The sequence below is a fragment of the Pseudoalteromonas sp. KS88 genome, from assembly GCF_004766475.1.
Taxonomy (GTDB): Bacteria; Pseudomonadota; Gammaproteobacteria; order Enterobacterales; family Alteromonadaceae; genus Pseudoalteromonas.
The window spans coordinates 39,242-60,595 of record NZ_PYHV01000031.1 but is presented as its reverse complement, the minus strand read 5'-3'; the positions used below and the strand labels follow the sequence as shown (position 1 = coordinate 60,595).

The window sequence follows — 21,354 nt, the reverse complement described above, 5'->3', positions numbered from 1 at the left end:
AAAATTATAAATCTTTACATATTTCTGCATATCGTTCAGGTGCGATGCAAAATTAGTTTGATATACTGTGGCTCTATTTATAGCCAATTTAGGATTTTTTGTGACTCGGCGTGTTTATCAAGTACTCTTTTTAGTCAGCATAGTGGCCTTTACTTTTTTATTTGCCAAAGAAATAAAAGGCGCTGCAAGCTTATTTCCGCATGTTGATAAAGTAGCTCACTTTGGAATCTTTTTTGCCCTTGCTGTCGTAATGGACAAAGCATTTAAACTACCTTTATGGGTGCAAATATTTTTGCTTGCCGGATATGGTGCTGCCATTGAAGTAATGCAAGGTATGCTCCCATACCGCCAAGCCTCTGTGGCCGATTTTATTGCTGACTTTGCTGGGGCCGCCAGTTATTTTGTTATCAAGTTAGCATTTCATATTGGAAAAAAGCCGAGCCATGAGTAATGTTGTTATTGTGGGTGATGGCGCTATAGGGTTGTTATATAGTTATTTTTTAAGTACTTCAAACCATGTAACTTTAATCACCCGTAGCAAAAAGTCAGGCAAGCAATATTATTATCAAGGCAGCAGTGGCAAACATTTAATCAATATTAAAACTCTCAATAATCAGCACTTAGCCTGCTTAGCCAATATTGACATTGTTATTATTGCGGTTAAAGCGTACCAAGTTGAAATTGCTTTAAGTCAATTATCCCCTTACCTAAATGATTCATGTAAAGTGGTTTTATCTCATAATGGGATGACTGATTTAGCGCCTATTATGAACAACATATTAAACAACCAACCCATTTATTTTTTAACAACACGATTAGCGGGCTTCAAGGCAAACTCAACAACGGTGATACATACTGGAAACGGCGAGAGTATATTGGGAGCCTATAATAGCCCTGCCGATAAACAATATTGCGAATTGGTATCAACTCTTTGCGCAATTCCTGACCTTAGCTACAGCAAGCAGATTGATACTATTCGCTGGCAGAAATTATTAATAAATATAGCGATTAATCCACTAAGTGGATTTTATAATGTGAAAAATGGAGAGCTTAACTCACCTAAATACAACAGTGATATTTTCAACTTACTCAACGAAGCTTGCTTTGTAGCCAATAAACTTGGCATTGCAGTAACACTACCTGACTCATTAGAAAGCGCTTATAAGGTAATGAGTGCGACTGCAAATAACTTTTCATCCATGCATCAGGATATTATGCATAATCGCCCTACTGAAATTGATGCTATGTGCGGCTATATTTGCCAACAAGCTGAGTTGATCGGTATAAAAACACCATACAATCAATATTACTTGGATGTAATCAGGCATAAAAAAAGCGCGAATTAATTCGCGCTTTCACAATAAGTTGCTGTACTCGTTATGGGCGATAGACTTTTACATTAGCAAAGCCGTTTTCATGCATTATAAGGGCTTGTAATTGACTCATTACCCCTTTTGCACAATACAAGTAGTAGTCTTTATCTTGCGGTAAATCCCCAAACTTAGTTGCTAAGCGGAAAAAGGGTAAATGCACAACCTCAGTACCGTCAATCTCTAACGGATTTGCATCTTCTTCTTCTGGTGAGCGAATATCTAAAACAACAGCTCCTGCGGGAAGCTCGGAGACTGATTCAGCCTCTTTAAGTTCTTGCTTGGCTTCTACATCGATATCACGAATATCCATCACACGTGCATTGCTAACAACGGTATCAAGCACATCAAAATCGAACTTTTGTTCTTCTGCTTCAATGACTTGTACTTTTGCTTTAACAGTCGGCTTTTTAGAAATTACACCACAATACTCAGGCATCGTTTCTGCCATTTCAGCAGTGCCAATTTTACGCGCAATATTGATAATTTCTTGTTTGTCATGTTGAATTAACGGGCGCAAAATTAGCGTTTCTGTTACACGGTCAATCACGCTTAAATTAGCCAATGTTTGACTTGAAACTTGACCAATACTCTCACCGGTGACGAGTGCTTGAACACCCATCTTCTCGGCTATTTTACTACCTGCACGCATCATCATTCGCTTAAGCACTACGCCCATTTGGCTGTTTTCAACGTTTTCAAGAATTTCAGCGACCACAGGTTCGAAGTCTACGCTAACAAATTTCACTTTGTGCGTAGAGCTAAACTGTTTCCAAATGTAGTAACTGGCTTGCTTTACGCCAATCTCGTGGGCGGCACCACCTAGGTTGAAGAATAAAAAGTGAGTGCGCGCACCTTTACGGATCATTTGGTAACTAGCAACACCCGAGTCAAAACCACCTGACATAAGTGATAGCACATCTTCTTGCGTTGGCAGTGGAAAGCCTGCCATACCAAAGTGAGTTTGCGTAACAATGTAGGCTTTATCATCTTTTATTTCGATGCGAATAGTCACTTCAGGGCGACTAAGTTGTACGCGAGCACCTTCAACATGCTGGTTTAGCCCGCCTCCGACATAGCGTTCAACATCTGTAGAGGTGAATTCATGTTTACCTTGACGTTTACAACGCACGCAAAATGATTTGCCTGCAATAGTGTGGCCAATTAAGTCATACGCAATTTCGTAAATATCATGAAGGTTATCGTACTGGGTTTCTGTTACTTCAATAAACTGAACGATGCCTGGAATTCGTTGTAAACCGTCGATAAAGTCAAGGCGCATCTGCGCACTATCACTTTTTGTGACAACCGAAATATTATCCCAGTTATTTTTAACCTGCACTTTCTCGTCTAGCTTTCGTAGCACGATTTTAATGTTATTTTCTAACACTTTTGTAAAACGTTTACGAACTGAACGGCTCTTAATGGCTATTTCAGGATGAAGTTTGACGATAAATTTAAGCATAGTTTACTCGTTTGGCAATTTAAGAATTCACGCACCCACGTGCTGGGCGCGCGATTATAGCAAAAAATCTAGCGTCTAGGAAATAAACAAGTACCGCATAACTTAGTTTGAATTAAGCAGGTATAGCTTGCTGCGATAGCTGGGTGTACTTTTCTTTTAATTGATTGAGTTTAGGAATACTTTGCTCGGCGGCGTACGCTTTAAAAAGCATAAGCACTTTTAAAATACCTTTATAAATATCTTGCTGAGCGAGCTCCCCACTTAAACGACGCGCTTTGATGTAAGGCGTCCAAAAGCTCACTGTAAGCTTTAGCATATGTGCAAGTTCAGTGGCATCTTCGTCATTAAGTTCCATTAAACCGCTGTCACGTAGGCTAATTATTATGCCGCGTACTTGAGTTAAGAGCGCGGCTTGAAACTCAATGTAGTTCTTTTTAAGTTCATCATCACGCGATAAAATATCACCTAAATTATCGTAGAAAAAATGAAATCGCCACATTAATTCAAATAAGGCATCAAGGTACCCACTTAATTGAACAAAACCATCTGTATCTTCATCTACAGGGCTAAATTGGGTATGAAGGTGCTCACTGTATAAAGCAAATATATGACGAATAATGTCTTCTTTATTTTTAAAATGATAATAAAGATTGCCGGGGCTGATCCCCATGTGAGAAGCAATATGGTTTGTAGTGATTGCACGTTCCCCGTGCTCATTAAACAGCGCAATGCTGGTCTTAATTATTTTGTCCTTGGTACTCATATTAGGCTACTCTAGATTTTTTTAAAGCAAATGCTCAAAGTTTACGCAATTAATATTAGCGGCGCAGTATATACAAATCCATTCGAATAAAACACCACCATGAAAATTTCTATCTTAAAATCAACGTTTACATAAGTGAAAATGAATTAAACTAACTTTACGTTAAAGCTGAATAAGTAAGAGGGCTGATTTGCACTGCAAACACTGCTAATATAGCCAACAAAATAACACTAAGCTAAGTTCTATGAAAGTCACAGCAATTTACCCGGGTACCTTTGACCCATTAACCAATGGCCACACAGATTTAATTCAACGTGCGGCAAAAATGTTTGACACTGTGATTGTTGCTATTGCTAACAACCCCAGTAAAAAACCTTGCTTTAGTTTGGAAGAACGCGTTGCATTGGCTAATAGCCTTTTAAATCATATTGAAAATGTAAGCGTTATTGGTTTTTCAGGTTTACTTGCTGATCTTGCTCGCGATCACAACGCAAATGTGTTGATCCGTGGTATTCGTGCAGTATCAGATTTTGATTATGAATTTCAATTAGCGAATATGAATAGACGCCTAAACCCTGATTTAGAAAGTGTATTTTTAACCCCCTCAGAAAAGAACTCATTTATCTCTTCAACGCTTGTTAAAGAAGTAGCGCGCCATAAAGGCGATGTTAGTGAGTTTGTTAATCCAATTGTAGTTAAAGCTTTAGAGGAAAAGTTACACGGATGAAGTTAACTAAACTTGCCAGTTGTGCCGCGTTACTCACATTTTCTTTACCGAGTTTAGCTGGACCGTGGATTGAGGGAGATGATCCTCTTTTACGTGCTTCAATTGAAATGCTCTTTAACCAAGGTGTTATTAAGCAACCGATTAATAGTTATCCTTTAATGTGGCAAGGTATTGTGCGCGACCTAAACAATGTCAATGTTGATACCTTACCTGTGCAAAGCCAGTTTGCTTTACAGCATGTAAAACATGCCCTCGCAAATGCAAAGCAAAGCACCAGTTCAGGTGTTAAAGCACACTACAATAGTGATACAAGCTTACAACAAAGTTTTGGCAGCCGCGCTCAGCAAAAAAGCGGAGTAAATAGCTATGGCTCTATTACTGGTAATAGAGTCAGCGCTAAAGTGAGTGTAAATTATGCAGATGAAGCGCTTGATGATAAATACATAAACAATCAGGGGAGCTATTTAGCGGTTTTAATTGCTGACTGGTCAATTAGTGCTGAGCAAGTAAGCCACTGGTGGGGACCAAGTAATGATAACGCCCTACTACTTTCAAATAATGCAGCTCCCATGAAAGGTATTAGAGTTAACCGTGCTAATACTCAATATGATGGGCCAAGTTTTCTCTCATTCATTGGAAACTGGCAACTTACTGGTATTTTCGCTAAACAAAAACCAACTCTTAGCAATAATGATGAAGGTAATTATTGGGCGATGCGCTTTGCCAGCACACCATTACCTGGTTTAGAAATTGCGTTCAGTACATCTGGATCTGAGTTTTTAACCAGCTCTTTTATTGATACTGCAACATTAGAAACAGAAAATAAAAAACAACAACTTACTAGTCTAGACGCCAAATATTCAACGCAAATAGCAGGTCAAGCGGTTGGCGTTTATGCAGAGATAATGGGCCGAAATGACAGCGGCTTTGCACCAAGTGAGCCATTTTATACCTTGGGCATTGAACATTTTTATGGTAATCAAAAACACTTACTGAAAACTTACCTTGAATATACAAACACCCAGCAAGAATGTATCACAAACATGGATTGCAACTATGGCAATGACACTTTAACAAGCATAAGTGCTGGTTATAACCATAAAGACCGATTAATTGGCAGTTCAACACCTTATAACAGCAAATCAGCTGTATTAGGTGCTCAGTATCACACAATGCAAGGTTATGCCGGTTTTGCAAAGGTGCGTTGGTTGAAGGGAGAATCACTCATAACCGCACCAGCAAAAGAGATAGGCTCATTTGAACGCTTACAGTTAGAGCTAGGTTATCAACAAGCAATTTTTTCGGGTCTTTGGAAAGTGAGTGGCTCTGTGTTTAAAGACGAACTTAATAGTGATTCTGATACAAATACAGCGCTTAAAACCAGTTGGGAATACCGTTTTTAAAGCTTTTTAAACGATCTGTGAATACATTGAGATCATGCACTTTGCTTGGTCTCAACCCCCCATCTATAACACCCTAACAGCCCTAAAAAGTCTTTGTTAGTTAACAGTGCAATAATCATCATCACATCCATAACATTGACGGTAATCGAGTAAAAAGTCCAAAACCACCAATGCTCGTAATGCATTAATACATTAATATCGATATGCATTGCCAAAAACAACAGCATATTCACCGTTAAACCTATAATGACGTAAAGTTTAGCGGGGAGTTTTTGTACTCTTGATTTTCTTGTGATAATTAAAATTATAAGCAAAATAACAAAATCGCTAATAGCCCAGATAATGTATCCATTGATGCTGTAAATAATATCAACCCCCACCGATAAGCTAAGAAGTGGGTCAGAAAGAAGGTAAGATAGAAATATAGCTAGAGACATCCACATCAAGACACCATCACTATTAGGCATTGCAGACTTTTTTACTAAATTATATAGGAACGCCATCAAGAAGCTCCACATCACAAGTGAAGCGAGATACAAGCTTGCATACTCTTGAAAAAATTGCATTAGAAACTATTGAATAGAACTAGCAATTTCTAAGATTGCTGATTTGTTTTTTCTTATTCCGTTTAGAAAATAATTTACCTATTCGCAACCAATCTTTTCCAAAGATAAGAGTCACAACCATGAAGAAGTCAACAACGTTTATCCCAACTGAGTAAAAGCTCCAAAACCACCAATATTCAGAATTACCAAAGTAAACGATATCAACGTGGATGCCAAAAAATATTAGAGTATTTATTGATAAGCCAACTAATATATATTTTAAAGTAGCGGTAAATTGTAGCTTCAGTATTTTGTGTGCTGCAAGAAGGGCAATTATGGTAATAACATCATACTTAACCCAAATAAGGTAAACATACTTTCCCGCATTTAGATCAACAAACTCATAGCTCAAACCATACGAGAGGAGCATTATAATTGATATAACGAGAGGTGAACTATTTCTATCTTCTACTGTAAACTTGAGCAATAAATTGTACAAGCAAGCCATTAAAAAACCCCAAATGATAATAGTATCAAAGTGGATTCCTAAAGACGTTAAATCAAAATACATACACCATCTCGTTTTGCTAAACCTGATTTAGCAAGTTATGAAGGTTTGCGGCGATCCGGGTCTGTAGATAAACCACCACCACCACGCTGAATCTCAGCTCCACCACTTGCGGCTAATAAGGCTTCATTAGATATAGACACTGTATCAGATTGTAGGGTTTTATTACTAGCGCTTTGTTCCAAAGCCGGCTTCGATTGTTGCATTGTGTTGTATGCTTGCATTTGCAGCTGGCTGTTACCTGTAACTTGCATGAGAGTGTTCCTTTCGTTAAATGTTGAGATTACTTAAGCAATTTAAGTTGTTATTGCATGACGCTATGATATTTTTTTGGCGTATTGCAAAGATGAACCCTAACTGAGCCATCTAATAAATATAAAGCAAATAGCGATCCAACTTTTAAGAAACATTGATCTATTTATGATCTTTTTCTATATCTTGAGCCTGCAGTGGTCATACCAGACAGCGCAAGATATAAAAAAACGCACAGGGGTAACCGTACGTTTTTTATATCCAGGGATTTTAAGCTACGTTTTTACACGGGATCGCCGCATTCCGACTTGGCTTCAAAATAAATTCCATTGCAACTTCATCGCAATTGTCTTTGCGTAAACACAGTTCACAGTCTTTCATTACCTTTTCTGGTAAGCTTTCTTTGGTACAGAATGTAAAACCTTGTTTCTCAAAAAAATCTGGTACTCGCGTTAACACTATGATGCGATTAAGTGCCAATTTTTTGGCTTTTGTTAGTAAGTGCTCAACTAACTGACGTCCTTGACCAGAAACCCCCGATTCAGGATCTATACCCAAAGAGCGGATTTCTGCAAGGCCAGTATCATAAATGTACAAAGAAGCACAGCCTGCTACCGTTGAGTTCACTTCGGTAACAGCAAATTCATTAATTGAGTGCACCATATCACTTTTGGCCCGCGGTAAGTTTTCACCGACTGTTGCCCAATGCTGGATTAGTTTAGCGATAGATTCAACATCATCTAAGTTTGCATCACGTACCGTTATTTGCTGTTTTTTTTTGGCATCTTTAACAGCAACAGACACTCGCTCCAACGAGGTCCCACCTAAAGCTTGGCGTGCTTTAATACAAGCATCAATCTCTAGTACAGGATATACATCTTGTTCAAAAATACTATGCACTGATTTAAATTGCTCTAAACTTAAATCTTCTAAGTTATTCCCTTGCGCAATTGCCATTTGAACCAACACACCAACAATATGATGACCTTCTCTAAATGGAATACCTTTAGCCACTAAATAGTCAGCCAACTCGGTAGCATTTGAATGGCCCCCTTTAGCCGCAGCAAGCGTACGCTCGGCATTTACTTTTACACCTTTGATGCACGCTTGTGCCATATGGATACACGCAAGCCAAGTTGGCATGGCATCAAATAAACCCTCTTTGTCTTCTTGCATATCTTTATTATACGCAAGAGGCAGTGCTTTAAGGGTCATCATCATGGCGCTAAACGAGCCAAATACTCGGCCAGTTTTACCACGAATTAGTTCAAGTGCATCTGGGTTTTTCTTTTGCGGCATTAAAGATGAGCCAGATGTCACATTATCTGCAAGCTCAATGAACCCTGCTTCACCTGAGTTATAAAAGATTAAATCTTCTGCCATACGGGATAGGTGAATCATTGAAATAGATGCACAGCTTAATAGCTCTAAAACAAAGTCACGATCAGATACCGAATCTAAACTATTTTTAGTCGCAGCGGTAAAACCTAGCCCCGTGGCAAGTGCTTGCCTATCTATTGGGTACGCCGTTCCCGCAAGTGCACCACTTCCCAATGGGCAAAAGTTCATCCGCGCTTTGGCATCATTTAAACGACTTTCATCACGCTCAAGCATTTCAACGTACGCCATGCACCAGTGGCTAAACAATAATGGTTGAGCGCGTTGTAAGTGTGTATAACCTGGCAAAATAGTACCGAGTTCACGCTCAGCAAGTGCAATAAACTCGCCTTTTAATTGCCCTAAGGCCTCGAGCAAATGATCGGCAGTATCACGGCACCATAATCTAAAATCTGTCGCAACTTGGTCGTTACGGCTGCGCCCTGTATGCAGCTTTTTAGCTAAGTCACCCACTTTTTCAATCAATGCTGCTTCAACATGTGAATGAATATCTTCAGCGCCTGACGTCGCCACTGCAAGTGGGTCAGCTTTAACTTCATCGAGTAATTCATATAGTGCTGCAACAAGCGTTTCATGCTCGCTACTTGTTAGTACATCAACTTGCTTAAGCGCCCCAGCCCATGCCACAGAGCCAACAATGTCTTGCTCTGCGAGTTGGTAATCGAAGGGAAGTGAGTCGTTAAATTGCTTAAACGCTTCATCTGGACCCGTAGAAAAACGTCCGCCCCATAATGCCATGAAATATCTCCAAACCCTGAAATTGCCCCGTTCGATCGGGGCGTATTAAATTACTTCTTCGCTAATGCTGAAATTCTGCTTGAAAGCGAGAACAGACGAATAAACCCTTCAGCATGTGATTGGTCGTACACATCATCTTCACCAAAGGTCGCGAAATCTTCACTGTATAAACTATTTGGTGATTTTTTCTGCACCGCAGTTACTTGACCTTTATAAAGCTTAAGCACAACTTCACCCGTAGCCAGTGTTGATAACGCTTCTGCGCCTGCTAAAATTGAGTCTTTAAGTGGTGTGAACCAACGACCATCATAAACTAGGTGTGAAAACTCACCGCCCAGCACTTCTTTCCATTTACGGCTTGATTTATCAAGTACAAGCTCGTCAATTGCTTGCAGTGCAGCCATGATCACGGTACCGCCAGGTGTTTCATAACAACCACGTGACTTCATGCCCACTAAACGGTTTTCAACAATATCAACACGACCCACACCATGCGGCGATGCTATATCATTAAGTTTCACTAAACAGTCGTAAGGTTTAAGTTGCTCACCATTCACGGCAACCACTTCACCTTCTACTACATTTAAGGTAACTAGTTCTGCCTCATTGGGCGCTTGCTCAGGAGAGTTAGTCCATGTCCATACTTGTTCACTTGGTTGGCACCATGGATCTTCAAGTTCGCCACCTTCATGAGAAATATGCCACGCATTAGCATCACGGCTATAAATCTTGGTAGCTGATGCTGAACAAGGAATATCACGCTCAGCTAAGTAATCTAATAGCGATTCACGGCTTGATAAATCCCACTCACGCCAAGGTGCAATTACTTTTAAGTCAGGTGCAAGGGCTGCGAAACACGATTCAAAACGAACTTGGTCATTGCCTTTACCTGTACAACCATGAGAAAGCGCGTCGGCACCGACTTTACGTGCAATTTCAACCTGTGCTTTAGCAATGATTGGGCGTGCCATCGAAGTACCTAACAAATAAGTACCTTCATAGATTGAGCCAGTTTTTAACGTTGGGTAAATGTAATCACTTACCATCTCATCTTTCAAATCAACCACATAACATTCTGATGCGCCTGATGCGATGGCTTTTTCTTCTACGCCTTCCAGCTCTTCAGCACCTTGACCTACATCAGCCACAAACGCGATAACTTCACAGCCATAGTTTTCTTTTAACCACGGCACGATAGCTGATGTATCTAAACCACCTGAATAGGCTAATACGACTTTTTTAATTGAACTCATTGATAATACCTTAAACAAAATTTGGATTTAGTAATGTAACAAGCAGTGCATTTTGCGCGTGCATACGGTTTTCTGCTTGCTGTATAATTTTTGATGCCGGGCCATCCATTACCTCAGAGGTAATTTCAAATTCACGGTGTGCTGGCTGGCAATGCAAAACAGTGTCAGCCCCTGTTTGTGCAAGTAATGCTGCATTTAACTGATATGGCATGTACTTTTCTTTAACTTGTTCAAGCGGTGTGTCATCACCCATTGATACCCAGGTATCGGCGTACACAACATTAGCACCTACCGCAGCTTCAACACGGTCGCTCACCATCACTGATGCGCCATTCATTGCAGCGATTTGCTCTGCTTGCTTTAATATTTGCGAATCTGGTGAGCTGCCTTTAGGGCAGACTGCAACAAAATCAGTGCCAAGCGTTGCGGCCAGTAGCATAAGTGAATGAGTCACATTGTTGCCTTCACCTAAATAGGCTAATTTCAGCTGGCTTACATCACCGTATACTTCTTGCAGCGTTAAAAAATCAGCCAAGGCTTGGCATGGGTGATATAAGTCACACAAACTATTGACCACTGGCACACTAGAAAACTCAGCCAGTGTAGTCAGCGTTTTATGCTGATTAACCCGTGCTACTATGCCGTCAGCCCAGCTAGCAATATTTAATGCAAAATCTTTTACTGACTCACGAGCGCCCATAGCCCCATTTTGCGAATCCAAATAAACCGCATGGCCGCCTAGTTTGTTAATACCAATATCAAACGATAAGCGGGTACGTAAGCTTGGCTTTTCGAACAACGTAACAACTGATTTGCCCGCGAGCGCTTGGCTAAAATCAGCGGGATTAGCTTTAATTTTTTGCGCAAGATTGAGTAATTTAAGTGCGCCTTTTTGATCTAACTCTAGACCTGATAAAAAATGATTAAACATGTAAAACCTATGGTGTAATTTTTGTTCCGACGTGCTCACCGTTAAGTAAAGCAATTAAATTATCTGGCTTTTGCCAGCTCGAAATATACACACCTCGTCGTAAATGTTGGGCAGCGTGAAGACTGGTCTTAACTTTGACCTCCATCCCGCCCACAATTACTCCCTCTGCAATTAAAGTATTGATCTGATTTGTGTCAAGTTGATGTAAAGGCTGTTTATTGCCATCCAGAACCGCCTCTACATCCGTCATAAAAATAATTTCAGCATCGAGCTCTTTGGCTATCGCTGCGGCTGCTTCATCCGCGTTTACGTTATACCAAAGGCCATCTTCACCAAATCCAACCGAACTAACTAACGGTAAACGCCCTAGCTTTAAAAGCTCAGGTAAAACGCTTTGCACACCACTTTGGCATTGACCAACCTGACCTAATGCTTTTAGCTTTTGTGTAGAAATAATACCGGCCTCGTACAAGCTAAGCCCCACAGGTTTATGCCCTGCAATGATTGCTTGGCTCATCAATTGTTTATTGGCACACCCTGCCAATGCACCAACAATATAAGGCATCTGTTCTTTTGGACTAATACGTAAACCTTGGTGCTTGGCTGTTGCAAAGCCAGCATCTTTTAACCAACTATCAACAAGTGCACCACCGCCATGAACAATCACAAATTGCGATTGCGTCTGAGATGCTAAAGCTTCAAATAATGCTTTTGCTGCATCTTCAGTATTTAGTACTGCGCCACCTAATTTAATAACCCATGTCTGCATTACTAAAACTACCCTTTTAAACCTGTGCTGTGGGGCAAGCCCATAGCTAAATTAATACATTGCAATGCTTGGCCAGCCGCGCCCTTTAATAAATTATCTATCGCCGCCATAACAATTAACTGGCTACCTTGTTGCTGCCATGCAATATCTACATATGGCTGCTTAGCAACCCCTTTAATAGAAGGTATTTTGCTGCCCAACAAACGAATTAACGGCTCATCTGCCAATACCTGATAAGCATGTGTAACTTGTTCAGGTGTTACGTCTGCTTTTAACTGTACATAAATAGTTTCAAGGATACCGCGAGGGAAATTACCTAAATGCGGCGTGAATAAAACCTTATGGCCCAAATGCTGTTCAATCTCAGGGCTGTGCCTATGGTTGAATAAACCATACGGTGCCAATGACACTTCGCAAAAATGAGTGGCAATACTGGCTTTACGCCCAGCACCTGTTACTCCTGATACAGCATTGATTATGATTGGTTGATCAGCTAATAAATCCGCTTGTTGTAATGGCTTTAATGCGTTGAGTGCTGCGGTTGGGTAACAGCCTGCAACCGCTACTAACTGGGCCTCTTTAATGGCTTCGCTATTCCATTCAGCTAAACCATATGCAGCTTGTGCTAATAAGTCAGTGTGCTGATGCTCAAAACCATAATAAGTTTGGTAATCTTCGTTGCTGCTTAAACGGTAACCGCCAGATAAATCGAACACCTTTTTGCCCATAGCTAAAAAGCGTGGCGCTAAATCGACACTTACTTTGTGATCTGTACATAAACAAACAAAATCAGCATTACTATTAATCTCGTTAAAGGCGGCTTCGCTTAGCGGTAATAAAGGGGTATCTAATAAACCTAAATGCTCTGGATATAAATCACTTAACAATTTGCCTTTATCTAAACTTTGTTCAGACACATAACAACCGGTTAAGGTTAACTGGGAATGCTTTACTACTAAGCTGACTAACTCAGCACCGCTATAACCACTCGCGCCAATAATTACTAAGTTCATTCTTTACTCTTTCTAGTGATAATTAGGTATGCATATAGATTTTAAGTGCGTTGCAGGGCACTATTTTGAGGAATGAGATTTCGTTATCGTCGTATATTAGTCATGGCTCTACTTTGATATATTTATGCTTAAAAAGTGAATTGATATTCATCATAAATACTTTTATATTGTTATGCAATTAGAATGAATAATTATTTTGGAATTTTTTATGTCACTCCCTTCTTTTATGTCTATGTATCAGCAATTAATTGCTGCGCCTTCAATTAGTTCAATGGATGAGTCTTTGTCTATGAGTAATAAGGGGGTTATCGATTTACTTGCTAATTGGTGTAAAGAGCTCGGATTTGAGTGTGAAATAACTGAGCTTTCAGGTCCTAAAGGTCGTTTCAACTTATTAGCAAAGCGCGGCAAAGGCGATGGCGGTTTAATGCTTGCTGGTCATACTGATACCGTGCCATTTGATGACAGCAGGTGGAGCGTTGATCCATTTAAATTAAACGAGTCAGATAATAAACTTTACGGCTTAGGCAGTATTGATATGAAAGGTTTTTTCGCTTTTATTTTGCAAGCGATAAGTGAGCTTGATGAGAGCAAACAATCGCAACCGATTTTAATTTTAGCCACTGCCGATGAAGAAACTACCATGGCGGGCGCCCAGCAAGTTTGTAAGCATTCAAATTTAAAACCTGCACGCTGTATAATCGGTGAGCCTACCGACATGACGCCTGTATTTACGCATAAAGGGCATATGAGTACAGCAATTAGAGTCGTCGGTCGTTCAGGCCATAGCTCTGATCCTGAGCGTGGTTTGAATGCCATTGAAGTTATGCATCAAGTTACCTCAAGGCTACTAGTGCTAAAGCAAGAATTAAAGAATAAATATTCAGTTGAGCATTTTGTTATACCCTACCCTACTCTTAACCTTGGGCACATACATGGTGGTGACAACGCAAATCGTATTTGTGGTTGCTGTGAAATGCACATTGATATGCGCCCATTACCAGGTTTAAGTGTACAAGAATTACAAGCGATGCTGTTAAATATAGCTGCAGATATTAATAACCAATACCCTGATGCGGTGAGCGTGATTGATATGCATGAACCCATCCCTGCTTTTACAGGCAGTACTGATTCTGCACTCGTTAAACTGGCCGAAAAAGTATCTGGCGAGCGAGCTGTGGCTGTAAATTACTGTACTGAAGCGCCGTTTATTCAACAGCTTGGCTGTGAAACTATCGTAATGGGGCCAGGCTCTATTAATCAAGCCCACCAGCCGGATGAGTTTTTAGCAATGGAGAAAATTAAACCTTCGCAAAAAATTATCAGTGAGATGATCAGAGCCAGTTGTTTTCATTCATAACGCTATGCTGGCGCGCCTTTGGCTAGCGCCAGCACTAAATTAATCCATGTACTTAGATAAAAACTTTTTAAAGACAGGATCTGTTTTAGCGAGCTCTTTTTGCTCAGCTAAAATTTCTTTTAAAATAGCTTCGGATGTAAGTGGGTTCGCAAGTACAACCCGAAAAACCACAGTTGGTTGATGATCATACTTTGCTGGTGTTAAACGTGTACGCGATACAAAAGATCGACCCGCTTCACGTTGGCGCTTTTGCATACTGGCTGTAAATCGATTTAATGACGCAAATATCTCTAATCGAGTTTGTTCATCTGCATTTGTGATCTTTTGCTGAATTTGCTTCGGCACATAGCGATAGGTCAGCAAACATAACTCTGGCTCAGAGATTAACTCGAAATCCTCATCTTCACTAACAAGTGAAGCAAAGTAACGCGCTTTTTCAATCCCTTTATCGATCAGTATTTCATAACCTTTACGGCCTATTACACGTAAGCAAGCATGCACTAACATCGCCATACCAGGGCGACTACCTTCAAGTGTATGACTACCTAAATCTTTTGAGCCTTTACGTAAAATGTACTCTGCATGATGCTCTATCGCATCAGTAGCTGCAGGGTCTTTGAATAACACTAACCCCGCGCCCATAGGAACGTACATTTGCTTGTGTGCGTCAATTGTGATTGAGTCAGCACGTTCGATGCCTTTGAGTAAAGGTCTGTATGTCTGTGAGAGCAGTGTCGCACCACCCCATGCTGCATCTACATGAAAATGACACCCCAGCTCTTGGCTTAAATCAGCCATATCGTTAAGGGGGTCAATGTTGCCTGTCTCAGTTGTACCTGCTACACCTACAATCGCCATGACCTTAATACCTTGGGATTGAAGTTCATGCGCTTTGTCTCGCATCGCCGCAATGTCTACTTTATTGTCATTGGCTGTTTTTATCGCGATAAAATTATCACGACCTATACCCAATAAATCTGCTGATTTACCCAATGAGTAATGCCCACGCTCTGAAACTAATACAGCTAACCCTTTATAGCCATAGTGCATCATTGCACTTATTAACCCTTGTGAGCCAATTCCTTTAAACTTACCATCGGCTTTTAACAAGCGATTGCGTGCTATCCATAACGCTGTGATATTAGCTACGGTGCCACCAGAGCAGAACGCTCCCAATGAGGTTTTAGCGCTGTGCATCCACTTGCTGTAAAAGGCATCGCTTTGCCCATACGCAAGGTGATGGATCATACCAAGCACTTGACGCTCTAATGGGGTAAATGCCTTTGATGTTTCTATTTTGACTAAGTTTTGATTTAGCCCCACCATTAATTTTGATAATGGCAATACAAAGTGCGGCAATGCAGAAGTCATGTGACCAATAAAGCTAGGCGCAGCAGTATGCACAGAGTGTGCAACCAGTTGCTCCATTATGTCTTGTGCATAAGCAGAAACAAACGTTGGATCTTCTGGGATCACTGCCGATTGAAAGTCTTTTTCAATTTCATGCAGTGGCTTTTCTATAGCCGCGATGTTCTCATTTAAGAAGCCAGCCAAATTGCTTGAAATCTCAAGTTCAATTTTACTCAATGTTGAGTCCGGTGCTTCAGGCACGGTAAATATACGCATCAGAGTTTCTTTAGAGGCGACGGCACAACGCTTTTGATCCATCTTAATACCCAGTAAGTGCAGTTTTTCATAATCAAATTACCTAGCATTTATAGCTTTTTGAATAATAAACTAAACCGCAATGTTTCCACGAAATGCGCTAACTTTACTGCAATAGAGTATAAATGTCTCGTTTAAAGCCATAAAAGCCGACAATTGCATGACAAATTAATGATAAATTAGTTAATAAACCAAGAAAGATTTAATTATAGGCAGCAGTTCCTTTTTTTGTATAATGCACAAGTAAACAAATAAGGGACAAAAATGGTAAATACGAGTTTAAGGACAAACTGGATTATTGCAGGCTTTTTAATATTTTTAGTGAGTTTGCTCAGCTACGTTTATTATACTTACCACACTGCCCGTGCAGAAATCATGCAACAGCTAGATACACGGTTATTAAATGCAGCAGTAAGCGTAAAACATATATTAGGCCATGATTACCATGAGTCATTAAAATCTGGAAGATCGATCCCACAATTTGTGTTTCAGCAAAAAAGCCGTCAACTTTCAGAGTTCGCTAATGCGCTTGATATTGCCTATGTGTATGCCATGGTATTAAAAGATAACCGTGTACATTTCACTGCGTCAAGCTACACCCAAGAGGATCAAAACTCAGGGAAAGTCACTCAATTTTTTGATCTCTACCCTGAAGCAACCAAAGCCAATATCAGCGCATTTTATTCGACCGAGCCTGTATTTGAGATTTCAAAAGATCAATGGGGGCATTTTAAAAGCATTTTCGTGCCTTACATTGATAACGCTGGCAATACTTACCTTACGGGTGCTGATATTAAAATATATGATCTCAATCAACACCTTAACCAAAGCGTGTCAAAAGCGGCTGCACTTGCGAGTTTTTTCTTCTTTATCGCCTTATTAGTCGCAAGCATTTATATTTATTTGCTCAAACGCGCCCTTTCAACAGACAGTAGCAGCGGTTTTGCAAACCACATTGCACTTGAATATTACATGAGCAAATCCTCTCACTTTCATTTACAAGTTGCCGTTATTTGGATCAATGAAATTGAGGATATTAATAGTTTTTACGGTACAAAAGTAGGTGATAAAGTTATGAAAAACTTACTTGAGTACTTTGCTAAACGCCGTCCCGCAGGCAGCGAGATATTTCGTCTATCAACGAACAAAGTGGTCCTAATAGGTCCATTTGAAGAAAAACATCTCGGATTCAATGAATTAGTACAAGGTTATAATTGCAGCTCTCCTTTGCTTAAGGAGCCGTTTATTTATATTACGCTATGTGCAGGTATTGCTCACGGAAACAAAGCAATGCTGCTTGAAAATGCCCACATTGCTGCGCTGCAAGCGAAACAAGGGCGCTTTAACGTTATTAATTACTCAAATGCATTACATGATGTGAAAAATCAGTATCAATATAATGTTGAAATGGCTAAAGAGGTCAGAGAAGCATTTGATAATAATCGTATTATTGCGTATTTCCAGCCTGTATATGACTATAGCAGTGGTAATGTTCTAAAGTACGAATGTTTAGCACGTATGATCACCTGCCATGGTGAAATATTACTGCCTGAATCATTTTTAAATGTTGTGAATCGCTCTCGCATGGACGGTGCTCTTACCCGCACAATGCTCACTCAGTGTTTTGAGCGCTTTAGGCGGACAAGTTTTTGTTGGAGCATTAATATCACTGTACACGATATGTTAGATCCAGGCCTCAGCGAATACCTTGAACAAGAGCTTAATCGCTACCCCCAGCCTAGTAACATTACATTAGAGCTTTTAGAAACCGAAGCTATTGCAAACTTCTCTGAAGTGAAAGCATTTATCGCATTGGTTAAACAACGTGGTGTTAAAGTCGTTATTGATGATTTTGGAGCAGGGTATTCAAATATCTCTAACGTACTAAAACTTGATGTCGATGGGCTCAAGCTTGACGGTTCACTAGTTAAACAGGTTGCCCATGACACTGACATTTATCTGTATATCGAACATATTGCGAGCTTTGCAAAGCAATTAAATTTAGAACTAATTGCCGAGTGTGTTGAAAATAAACCAACCATCAACACACTCTTAAAAGCCAACGTACATTTAATGCAGGGCAATTACTTTGCCGCACCGGCTCCACAAATAAACCCACTCATACAAGCGATTAACTTAAATCAATCACTAAACGGTGACTCTGTTGACCACTCGCCCAATATTTACGCTCAAATGGAGTGATCGCAGTGTCACTCTCAAACAGTTCAACGTCGCAATTGTGCCCAGTTAAGCGCAGTGCTTGGGCAAACTCTTTAACATAGATATCCCAGTTACTGCGAACCTCTAAACGCCCACCTAGCTTAACAATAAAGGGAAAGATTGCTGCACCATGCCAACGTCGCTGAATGTGCTTCGCTTTAGGCCATGGGTTTGGATACAGTAGGTAATGATGAGAGGGTTGCCAACCCGCAGCCACAGCCAAACGCCAAAAGTCATTTAGATCTGCTTGCACTAGAATATAATGACCTGAATCGGCTTGTTTATATTCCACATCATGCTTATCTAAACGATGTGATGACTTATCAATACCAATGACTAATGCATCAGGGTGACGCTTTGCTAAATTAGCTGTACTTTCACCAACACCACAGCATGAGTCAAGAATCAAAGGACCACTAAACGCGTGTACTTTTTCGTTTACTTCATCAAACGCAGATTGAGTATGCGCGGCAATCGGCTTTTTAAACTCAGCTTTTAAGTGCTTGCTGACAATCTCATCAAGCTTTTCATTCAAGCCATCTTGGTTTGATACAATACTTCGTGAATTTGCATCACTCATCAGTGTCTAAGCCCCACGCCTTTTTTGATTAGCGTTAACGCTAATGTAAATAAGGCCGTAATAAATAAAAACAACACACCAAATGCGACGGATAAATCAACATCTGATACACCTAAAAACCCGAACCTAAATGCGTTAACCATATAAATAATCGGATTGATTTGTGACACGCCCTGCCAAAAGTCAGGTAACAGAGTTATTGAATAAAACACCCCGCCTAAATAGGTTAATGGCGTCAAGATAAAGGTCGGGATAATGCTGATATCATCGAAGCTGTTTGCATAAATCGCGTTAATTAAACCGCCCAGTGCAAACACGGCTGAAGTTAATACAACTGTAGCAATAATAACAAACACATTATGAATTTGAATATCGACAAACAACAAAGAAACGCAGGTGACGATTAAGCCAACCAACATACCTCGGGTCATCCCCCCTCCCATGTAACCCAATACAATAATATAGTTAGGTACTGGGGCAACCAGAAGCTCTTCTATGCTTTTTTGAAATTTAGTCGAATAAAAACTTGATGCAACATTGGAATATGAGTTGGTAATGACCGACATCATTATTAAGCCAGGAACAATAAACTCCATGTAGCTAAAGCCCCCCATTTCACCAATGCGAGAGCCAATTAAATTACCAAAAATAACAAAGTATAGGCTCATTGTAATAGCAGGTGGCACGAGTGTTTGTACCCAAATACGTAAAAAGCGGATACACTCTTTTATCCATAAACTTTTTAAGGCTACGCCGTATTTAAACATTTACTTCTCCCGCCCTTGTTCTAATAAACCGACAAATAACTCTTCTAAACGATTTGCCTTATTGCGCATGCTTAGCACCGTATTTCCTTGCTCTGTTAACGCACTAAATACAGCGTTAAGGCCTTGTGATTTAGCCACTTCAACCTCAATGGTATGATCATCTACCATAGAAAATTGATACCCCGCGAGTGAAACCGGTTGTACAGGCTGCTTTAAATCTAAAATGAAAGTTTCTTTGTCCAGCTTCGCCAGTAGTGCTTTTATCGTGGTATTTTCAACGATAATTCCCGAATCAATAATGGCAATGTTTTTACAAAGCAGTTCTGCTTCTTCAAGGTAATGCGTGGTAAGAATAATGGTCACACCTTGTTCGTTAATCTGCCTTAAAAAATCCCACATTGAGCGACGTAGTTCAATATCAACACCCGCTGTAGGCTCATCAAGAATAAGTAACTTTGGTTCATGCATCAGCGCACGAGCAATCATCAAGCGGCGTTTCATCCCGCCTGACAAAGTACGTGCTTGCTTGTCTTTTTTCTCAAGTAAACCTAGCTGCTCCAGGTATTTATCGGCACGCTGATGAGCTATTTTACGTGGCACACCATAATACCCAGCTTGGTTCACTAATATTTGGGTGAGTGTTTCAAACTGGCTAAAATTAAACTCCTGAGGCACTAAACCCAATTCTGATTTAGCGGCCTCCAAGTGAGTATCAATGTTATGACCAAATACCTCTACTTGGCCGGCCGTTTTATTCACAAGCGACGAAATAACGCCAATCGTCGTTGATTTACCCGCTCCATTTGGACCAAGCAAAGCAAAAAAGTCCCCTTTTTGCACCTGCAGGTCAATATTTTTAACTGCTTCAACACCATTTTTGTAGACCTTTCTGAGGCCCTTAATTTTTAAAGCTGTGGTTTGTTCGCTCACTTTTTACCTTCCCCATAACCCCATCGCTTAGTAAGGGTATGCTCAATGTTTAAATGATCTAAAATTCGTGCCACCATAAAATCAACCAAGTCACCTATAGACTCTGGTTGATGATAAAATCCCGGTGCTGCTGGCATAATAGTGACGCCTAACCTAGCTAGTTTAAGCATATTCTCAAGATGGATCTCACTAAACGGTGTTTCGCGCGGCACTAAAATAAGTTGCCCACTCTCTTTGATAACCACATCAGCCGCTCGCTCAAGTAAGTTATCTGACGCACCAACAGCAATAGCAGACACCGAGCCTGCGCTACATGGGCAAACAATCATCTTTTTAGGTGCTGCCGAGCCTGACGCCACAGGGCTAAACCAGTTGTCTTTACCAAAAACCTGAAGCTGCTCAGGTAGCGCATTAAAAAGCGCGCACAATTGCTCAGTTGCTTTGTCTTCATTGGCTGAGAGTTTAATGTTTGACTCTGTATCCAGTACAACGCGCGCTGCGCTTGAGATCAACACATATACTTTAAATTGCTGTGCTAATAACACTTCAAGTAAACGTAAACCATAGGGAGCACCGGATGCCCCACTAAAAGCAAGCGTGATGGTTTCTTTATATTGCACTTAAGCTCTCACTTTTT

Annotated in this window: 21 protein-coding genes; 6 read left to right on the top strand and 15 right to left on the bottom strand. The window is 40.4% G+C overall.

Features of this window, described 5'->3' with window-relative positions; translation table 11 throughout:
• Positions 1 to 100: 100 nt before the first annotated feature.
• Together C7Y70_RS18235 and C7Y70_RS18230 are read left to right on the top strand one after the other, a co-directional pair.
• A complete protein-coding gene (locus tag C7Y70_RS18235; RefSeq protein ID WP_099295028.1) occupies positions 101 to 451 on the top strand; it encodes a VanZ family protein in 351 nt (116 codons plus the stop codon).
• Positions 444 to 1,346: a 2-dehydropantoate 2-reductase gene (locus C7Y70_RS18230; protein WP_135476345.1), complete on the top strand. Its 903-nt coding sequence runs from the start codon at positions 444 to 446 to the stop codon at positions 1,344 to 1,346. The genes C7Y70_RS18235 and C7Y70_RS18230 overlap by 8 nt, the downstream gene beginning before the upstream one ends.
• Positions 1,347 to 1,377: 31 nt before the next feature.
• On the opposite strand, the gene thiI is transcribed toward C7Y70_RS18230, so the two are convergent.
• Positions 1,378 to 2,835: a tRNA uracil 4-sulfurtransferase ThiI gene (gene thiI / locus C7Y70_RS18225; RefSeq protein ID WP_099295030.1), complete on the bottom strand. Its 1,458-nt coding sequence runs from the start codon at positions 2,833 to 2,835 to the stop codon at positions 1,378 to 1,380.
• 112 nt (positions 2,836 to 2,947) lie between these two features.
• Complete coding sequence (locus tag C7Y70_RS18220) at positions 2,948 to 3,598, bottom strand: TetR/AcrR family transcriptional regulator (protein ID WP_135476344.1); 651 nt, start codon at positions 3,596 to 3,598, stop codon at positions 2,948 to 2,950.
• 244 nt (positions 3,599 to 3,842) lie between these two features.
• On the opposite strand from C7Y70_RS18220, the gene coaD reads away from it, so the two are divergent.
• Together coaD and C7Y70_RS18210 are read left to right on the top strand one after the other, a co-directional pair.
• Positions 3,843 to 4,325, top strand: a complete 483-nt coding sequence (gene coaD / locus C7Y70_RS18215) for a pantetheine-phosphate adenylyltransferase (protein WP_099295032.1) — start codon at positions 3,843 to 3,845, stop codon at positions 4,323 to 4,325.
• Positions 4,322 to 5,728 carry a capsule assembly Wzi family protein gene (locus C7Y70_RS18210; RefSeq protein ID WP_135476342.1) on the top strand — a complete coding sequence of 469 codons (1,407 nt, stop codon included), beginning with the start codon at positions 4,322 to 4,324 and terminating at the stop codon, positions 5,726 to 5,728. The genes coaD and C7Y70_RS18210 overlap by 4 nt, the downstream gene beginning before the upstream one ends.
• A 32-nt stretch (positions 5,729 to 5,760) precedes the next feature.
• Here C7Y70_RS18210 and C7Y70_RS18205 read toward each other — a convergent pair whose 3' ends face one another.
• From C7Y70_RS18205 to argC, 8 genes are all read right to left on the bottom strand, one after another.
• Positions 5,761 to 6,294 carry a hypothetical protein gene (locus tag C7Y70_RS18205; RefSeq protein WP_167850848.1) on the bottom strand — a complete coding sequence of 178 codons (534 nt, stop codon included), beginning with the start codon at positions 6,292 to 6,294 and terminating at the stop codon, positions 5,761 to 5,763.
• 19 nt (positions 6,295 to 6,313) lie between these two features.
• Positions 6,314 to 6,844, bottom strand: a complete 531-nt coding sequence (locus C7Y70_RS18200; RefSeq protein ID WP_135476338.1) for a hypothetical protein — start codon at positions 6,842 to 6,844, stop codon at positions 6,314 to 6,316.
• A gap of 35 nt (positions 6,845 to 6,879) precedes the next feature.
• Positions 6,880 to 7,095 (bottom strand): hypothetical protein, encoded by a 216-nt coding sequence (locus C7Y70_RS18195; protein ID WP_135476336.1) that lies wholly within the window; start codon positions 7,093 to 7,095, stop codon positions 6,880 to 6,882.
• A gap of 268 nt (positions 7,096 to 7,363) precedes the next feature.
• Positions 7,364 to 9,229, bottom strand: a complete 1,866-nt coding sequence (gene argH / locus C7Y70_RS18190) for an argininosuccinate lyase (protein ID WP_135476334.1) — start codon at positions 9,227 to 9,229, stop codon at positions 7,364 to 7,366.
• 50 nt (positions 9,230 to 9,279) lie between these two features.
• Positions 9,280 to 10,482, bottom strand: coding sequence for an argininosuccinate synthase (locus C7Y70_RS18185; RefSeq protein ID WP_135476332.1), 1,203 nt, complete (start codon positions 10,480 to 10,482; stop codon positions 9,280 to 9,282).
• A 10-nt stretch (positions 10,483 to 10,492) separates the two neighbouring features.
• Positions 10,493 to 11,413, bottom strand: coding sequence for an ornithine carbamoyltransferase (locus tag C7Y70_RS18180; RefSeq protein WP_135476330.1), 921 nt, complete (start codon positions 11,411 to 11,413; stop codon positions 10,493 to 10,495).
• Between the two features lie 7 nt (positions 11,414 to 11,420).
• Positions 11,421 to 12,182, bottom strand: a complete 762-nt coding sequence (gene argB / locus C7Y70_RS18175) for an acetylglutamate kinase (protein ID WP_135476328.1) — start codon at positions 12,180 to 12,182, stop codon at positions 11,421 to 11,423.
• 8 nt (positions 12,183 to 12,190) lie between these two features.
• Complete coding sequence (gene argC / locus C7Y70_RS18170; RefSeq protein WP_135476326.1) at positions 12,191 to 13,195, bottom strand: N-acetyl-gamma-glutamyl-phosphate reductase; 1,005 nt, start codon at positions 13,193 to 13,195, stop codon at positions 12,191 to 12,193.
• Positions 13,196 to 13,403: 208 nt separating this feature from the next.
• On the opposite strand from argC, the gene argE reads away from it, so the two are divergent.
• Positions 13,404 to 14,555, top strand: coding sequence for an acetylornithine deacetylase (gene argE, locus C7Y70_RS18165; RefSeq protein ID WP_135476325.1), 1,152 nt, complete (start codon positions 13,404 to 13,406; stop codon positions 14,553 to 14,555).
• 39 nt (positions 14,556 to 14,594) lie between these two features.
• On the opposite strand, the gene panP is transcribed toward argE, so the two are convergent.
• Complete coding sequence (gene panP, locus C7Y70_RS18160) at positions 14,595 to 16,223, bottom strand: pyridoxal-dependent aspartate 1-decarboxylase PanP (RefSeq protein WP_135476323.1); 1,629 nt, start codon at positions 16,221 to 16,223, stop codon at positions 14,595 to 14,597.
• 261 nt (positions 16,224 to 16,484) lie between these two features.
• Here panP and C7Y70_RS18155 point away from each other — a divergent pair, with 261 nt between their 5' ends.
• Positions 16,485 to 18,422 (top strand): bifunctional diguanylate cyclase/phosphodiesterase, encoded by a 1,938-nt coding sequence (locus C7Y70_RS18155; RefSeq protein WP_135476321.1) that lies wholly within the window; start codon positions 16,485 to 16,487, stop codon positions 18,420 to 18,422.
• Here the strand turns inward: C7Y70_RS18155 and C7Y70_RS18150 are convergent.
• From C7Y70_RS18150 to C7Y70_RS18135, 4 genes are read right to left on the bottom strand one after another with little or no spacing between them, the layout of a single operon-like run.
• A complete protein-coding gene (locus C7Y70_RS18150; protein WP_135476319.1) occupies positions 18,352 to 19,020 on the bottom strand; it encodes an SAM-dependent methyltransferase in 669 nt (222 codons plus the stop codon). The genes C7Y70_RS18155 and C7Y70_RS18150 overlap by 71 nt on opposite strands.
• Positions 19,020 to 19,787, bottom strand: coding sequence for an ABC transporter permease (locus C7Y70_RS18145; RefSeq protein WP_099295047.1), 768 nt, complete (start codon positions 19,785 to 19,787; stop codon positions 19,020 to 19,022). Before C7Y70_RS18145 ends, C7Y70_RS18150 begins: the two co-directional genes overlap by 1 nt.
• The gene (locus tag C7Y70_RS18140) at positions 19,788 to 20,717 is read right to left on the bottom strand and encodes an ABC transporter ATP-binding protein (protein ID WP_135476317.1); all 930 of its coding nucleotides are present in this window, start codon (positions 20,715 to 20,717) and stop codon (positions 19,788 to 19,790) included.
• On the bottom strand, positions 20,714 to 21,337 hold the full coding sequence (locus C7Y70_RS18135; RefSeq protein ID WP_135476316.1) for a flavin prenyltransferase UbiX: 624 nt from the start codon (positions 21,335 to 21,337) through the stop codon (positions 20,714 to 20,716). The genes C7Y70_RS18140 and C7Y70_RS18135 overlap by 4 nt, the downstream gene beginning before the upstream one ends.
• Positions 21,338 to 21,354: the final 17 nt, after the last annotated feature.

What these genes read in the sequence shown, in the direction of transcription:
- argB (WP_135476328.1), bottom strand. Translation starts at nt 12,182, where the DNA reads ATGCAGACATGGGTTATTAAATTAGGTGGCGCAGTACTAAATACTGAA.
- C7Y70_RS18155 (WP_135476321.1), top strand. Translation starts at nt 16,485, where the DNA reads ATGGTAAATACGAGTTTAAGGACAAACTGGATTATTGCAGGCTTTTTA.
- thiI (WP_099295030.1), bottom strand. Translation starts at nt 2,835, where the DNA reads ATGCTTAAATTTATCGTCAAACTTCATCCTGAAATAGCCATTAAGAGC.
- C7Y70_RS18205 (WP_167850848.1), bottom strand. Translation starts at nt 6,294, where the DNA reads ATGCAATTTTTTCAAGAGTATGCAAGCTTGTATCTCGCTTCACTTGTG.
- argC (WP_135476326.1), bottom strand. Translation starts at nt 13,195, where the DNA reads ATGAACTTAGTAATTATTGGCGCGAGTGGTTATAGCGGTGCTGAGTTA.
- panP (WP_135476323.1), bottom strand. Translation starts at nt 16,223, where the DNA reads ATGGATCAAAAGCGTTGTGCCGTCGCCTCTAAAGAAACTCTGATGCGT.
- C7Y70_RS18185 (WP_135476332.1), bottom strand. Translation starts at nt 10,482, where the DNA reads ATGAGTTCAATTAAAAAAGTCGTATTAGCCTATTCAGGTGGTTTAGAT.
- C7Y70_RS18145 (WP_099295047.1), bottom strand. Translation starts at nt 19,787, where the DNA reads ATGTTTAAATACGGCGTAGCCTTAAAAAGTTTATGGATAAAAGAGTGT.
- coaD (WP_099295032.1), top strand. Translation starts at nt 3,843, where the DNA reads ATGAAAGTCACAGCAATTTACCCGGGTACCTTTGACCCATTAACCAAT.
- C7Y70_RS18195 (WP_135476336.1), bottom strand. Translation starts at nt 7,095, where the DNA reads ATGCAAGTTACAGGTAACAGCCAGCTGCAAATGCAAGCATACAACACA.
- argE (WP_135476325.1), top strand. Translation starts at nt 13,404, where the DNA reads ATGTCACTCCCTTCTTTTATGTCTATGTATCAGCAATTAATTGCTGCG.
- C7Y70_RS18150 (WP_135476319.1), bottom strand. Translation starts at nt 19,020, where the DNA reads ATGAGTGATGCAAATTCACGAAGTATTGTATCAAACCAAGATGGCTTG.
- C7Y70_RS18200 (WP_135476338.1), bottom strand. Translation starts at nt 6,844, where the DNA reads ATGTATTTTGATTTAACGTCTTTAGGAATCCACTTTGATACTATTATC.
- C7Y70_RS18180 (WP_135476330.1), bottom strand. Translation starts at nt 11,413, where the DNA reads ATGTTTAATCATTTTTTATCAGGTCTAGAGTTAGATCAAAAAGGCGCA.
- C7Y70_RS18230 (WP_135476345.1), top strand. Translation starts at nt 444, where the DNA reads ATGAGTAATGTTGTTATTGTGGGTGATGGCGCTATAGGGTTGTTATAT.
- C7Y70_RS18220 (WP_135476344.1), bottom strand. Translation starts at nt 3,598, where the DNA reads ATGAGTACCAAGGACAAAATAATTAAGACCAGCATTGCGCTGTTTAAT.
- C7Y70_RS18210 (WP_135476342.1), top strand. Translation starts at nt 4,322, where the DNA reads ATGAAGTTAACTAAACTTGCCAGTTGTGCCGCGTTACTCACATTTTCT.
- argH (WP_135476334.1), bottom strand. Translation starts at nt 9,229, where the DNA reads ATGGCATTATGGGGCGGACGTTTTTCTACGGGTCCAGATGAAGCGTTT.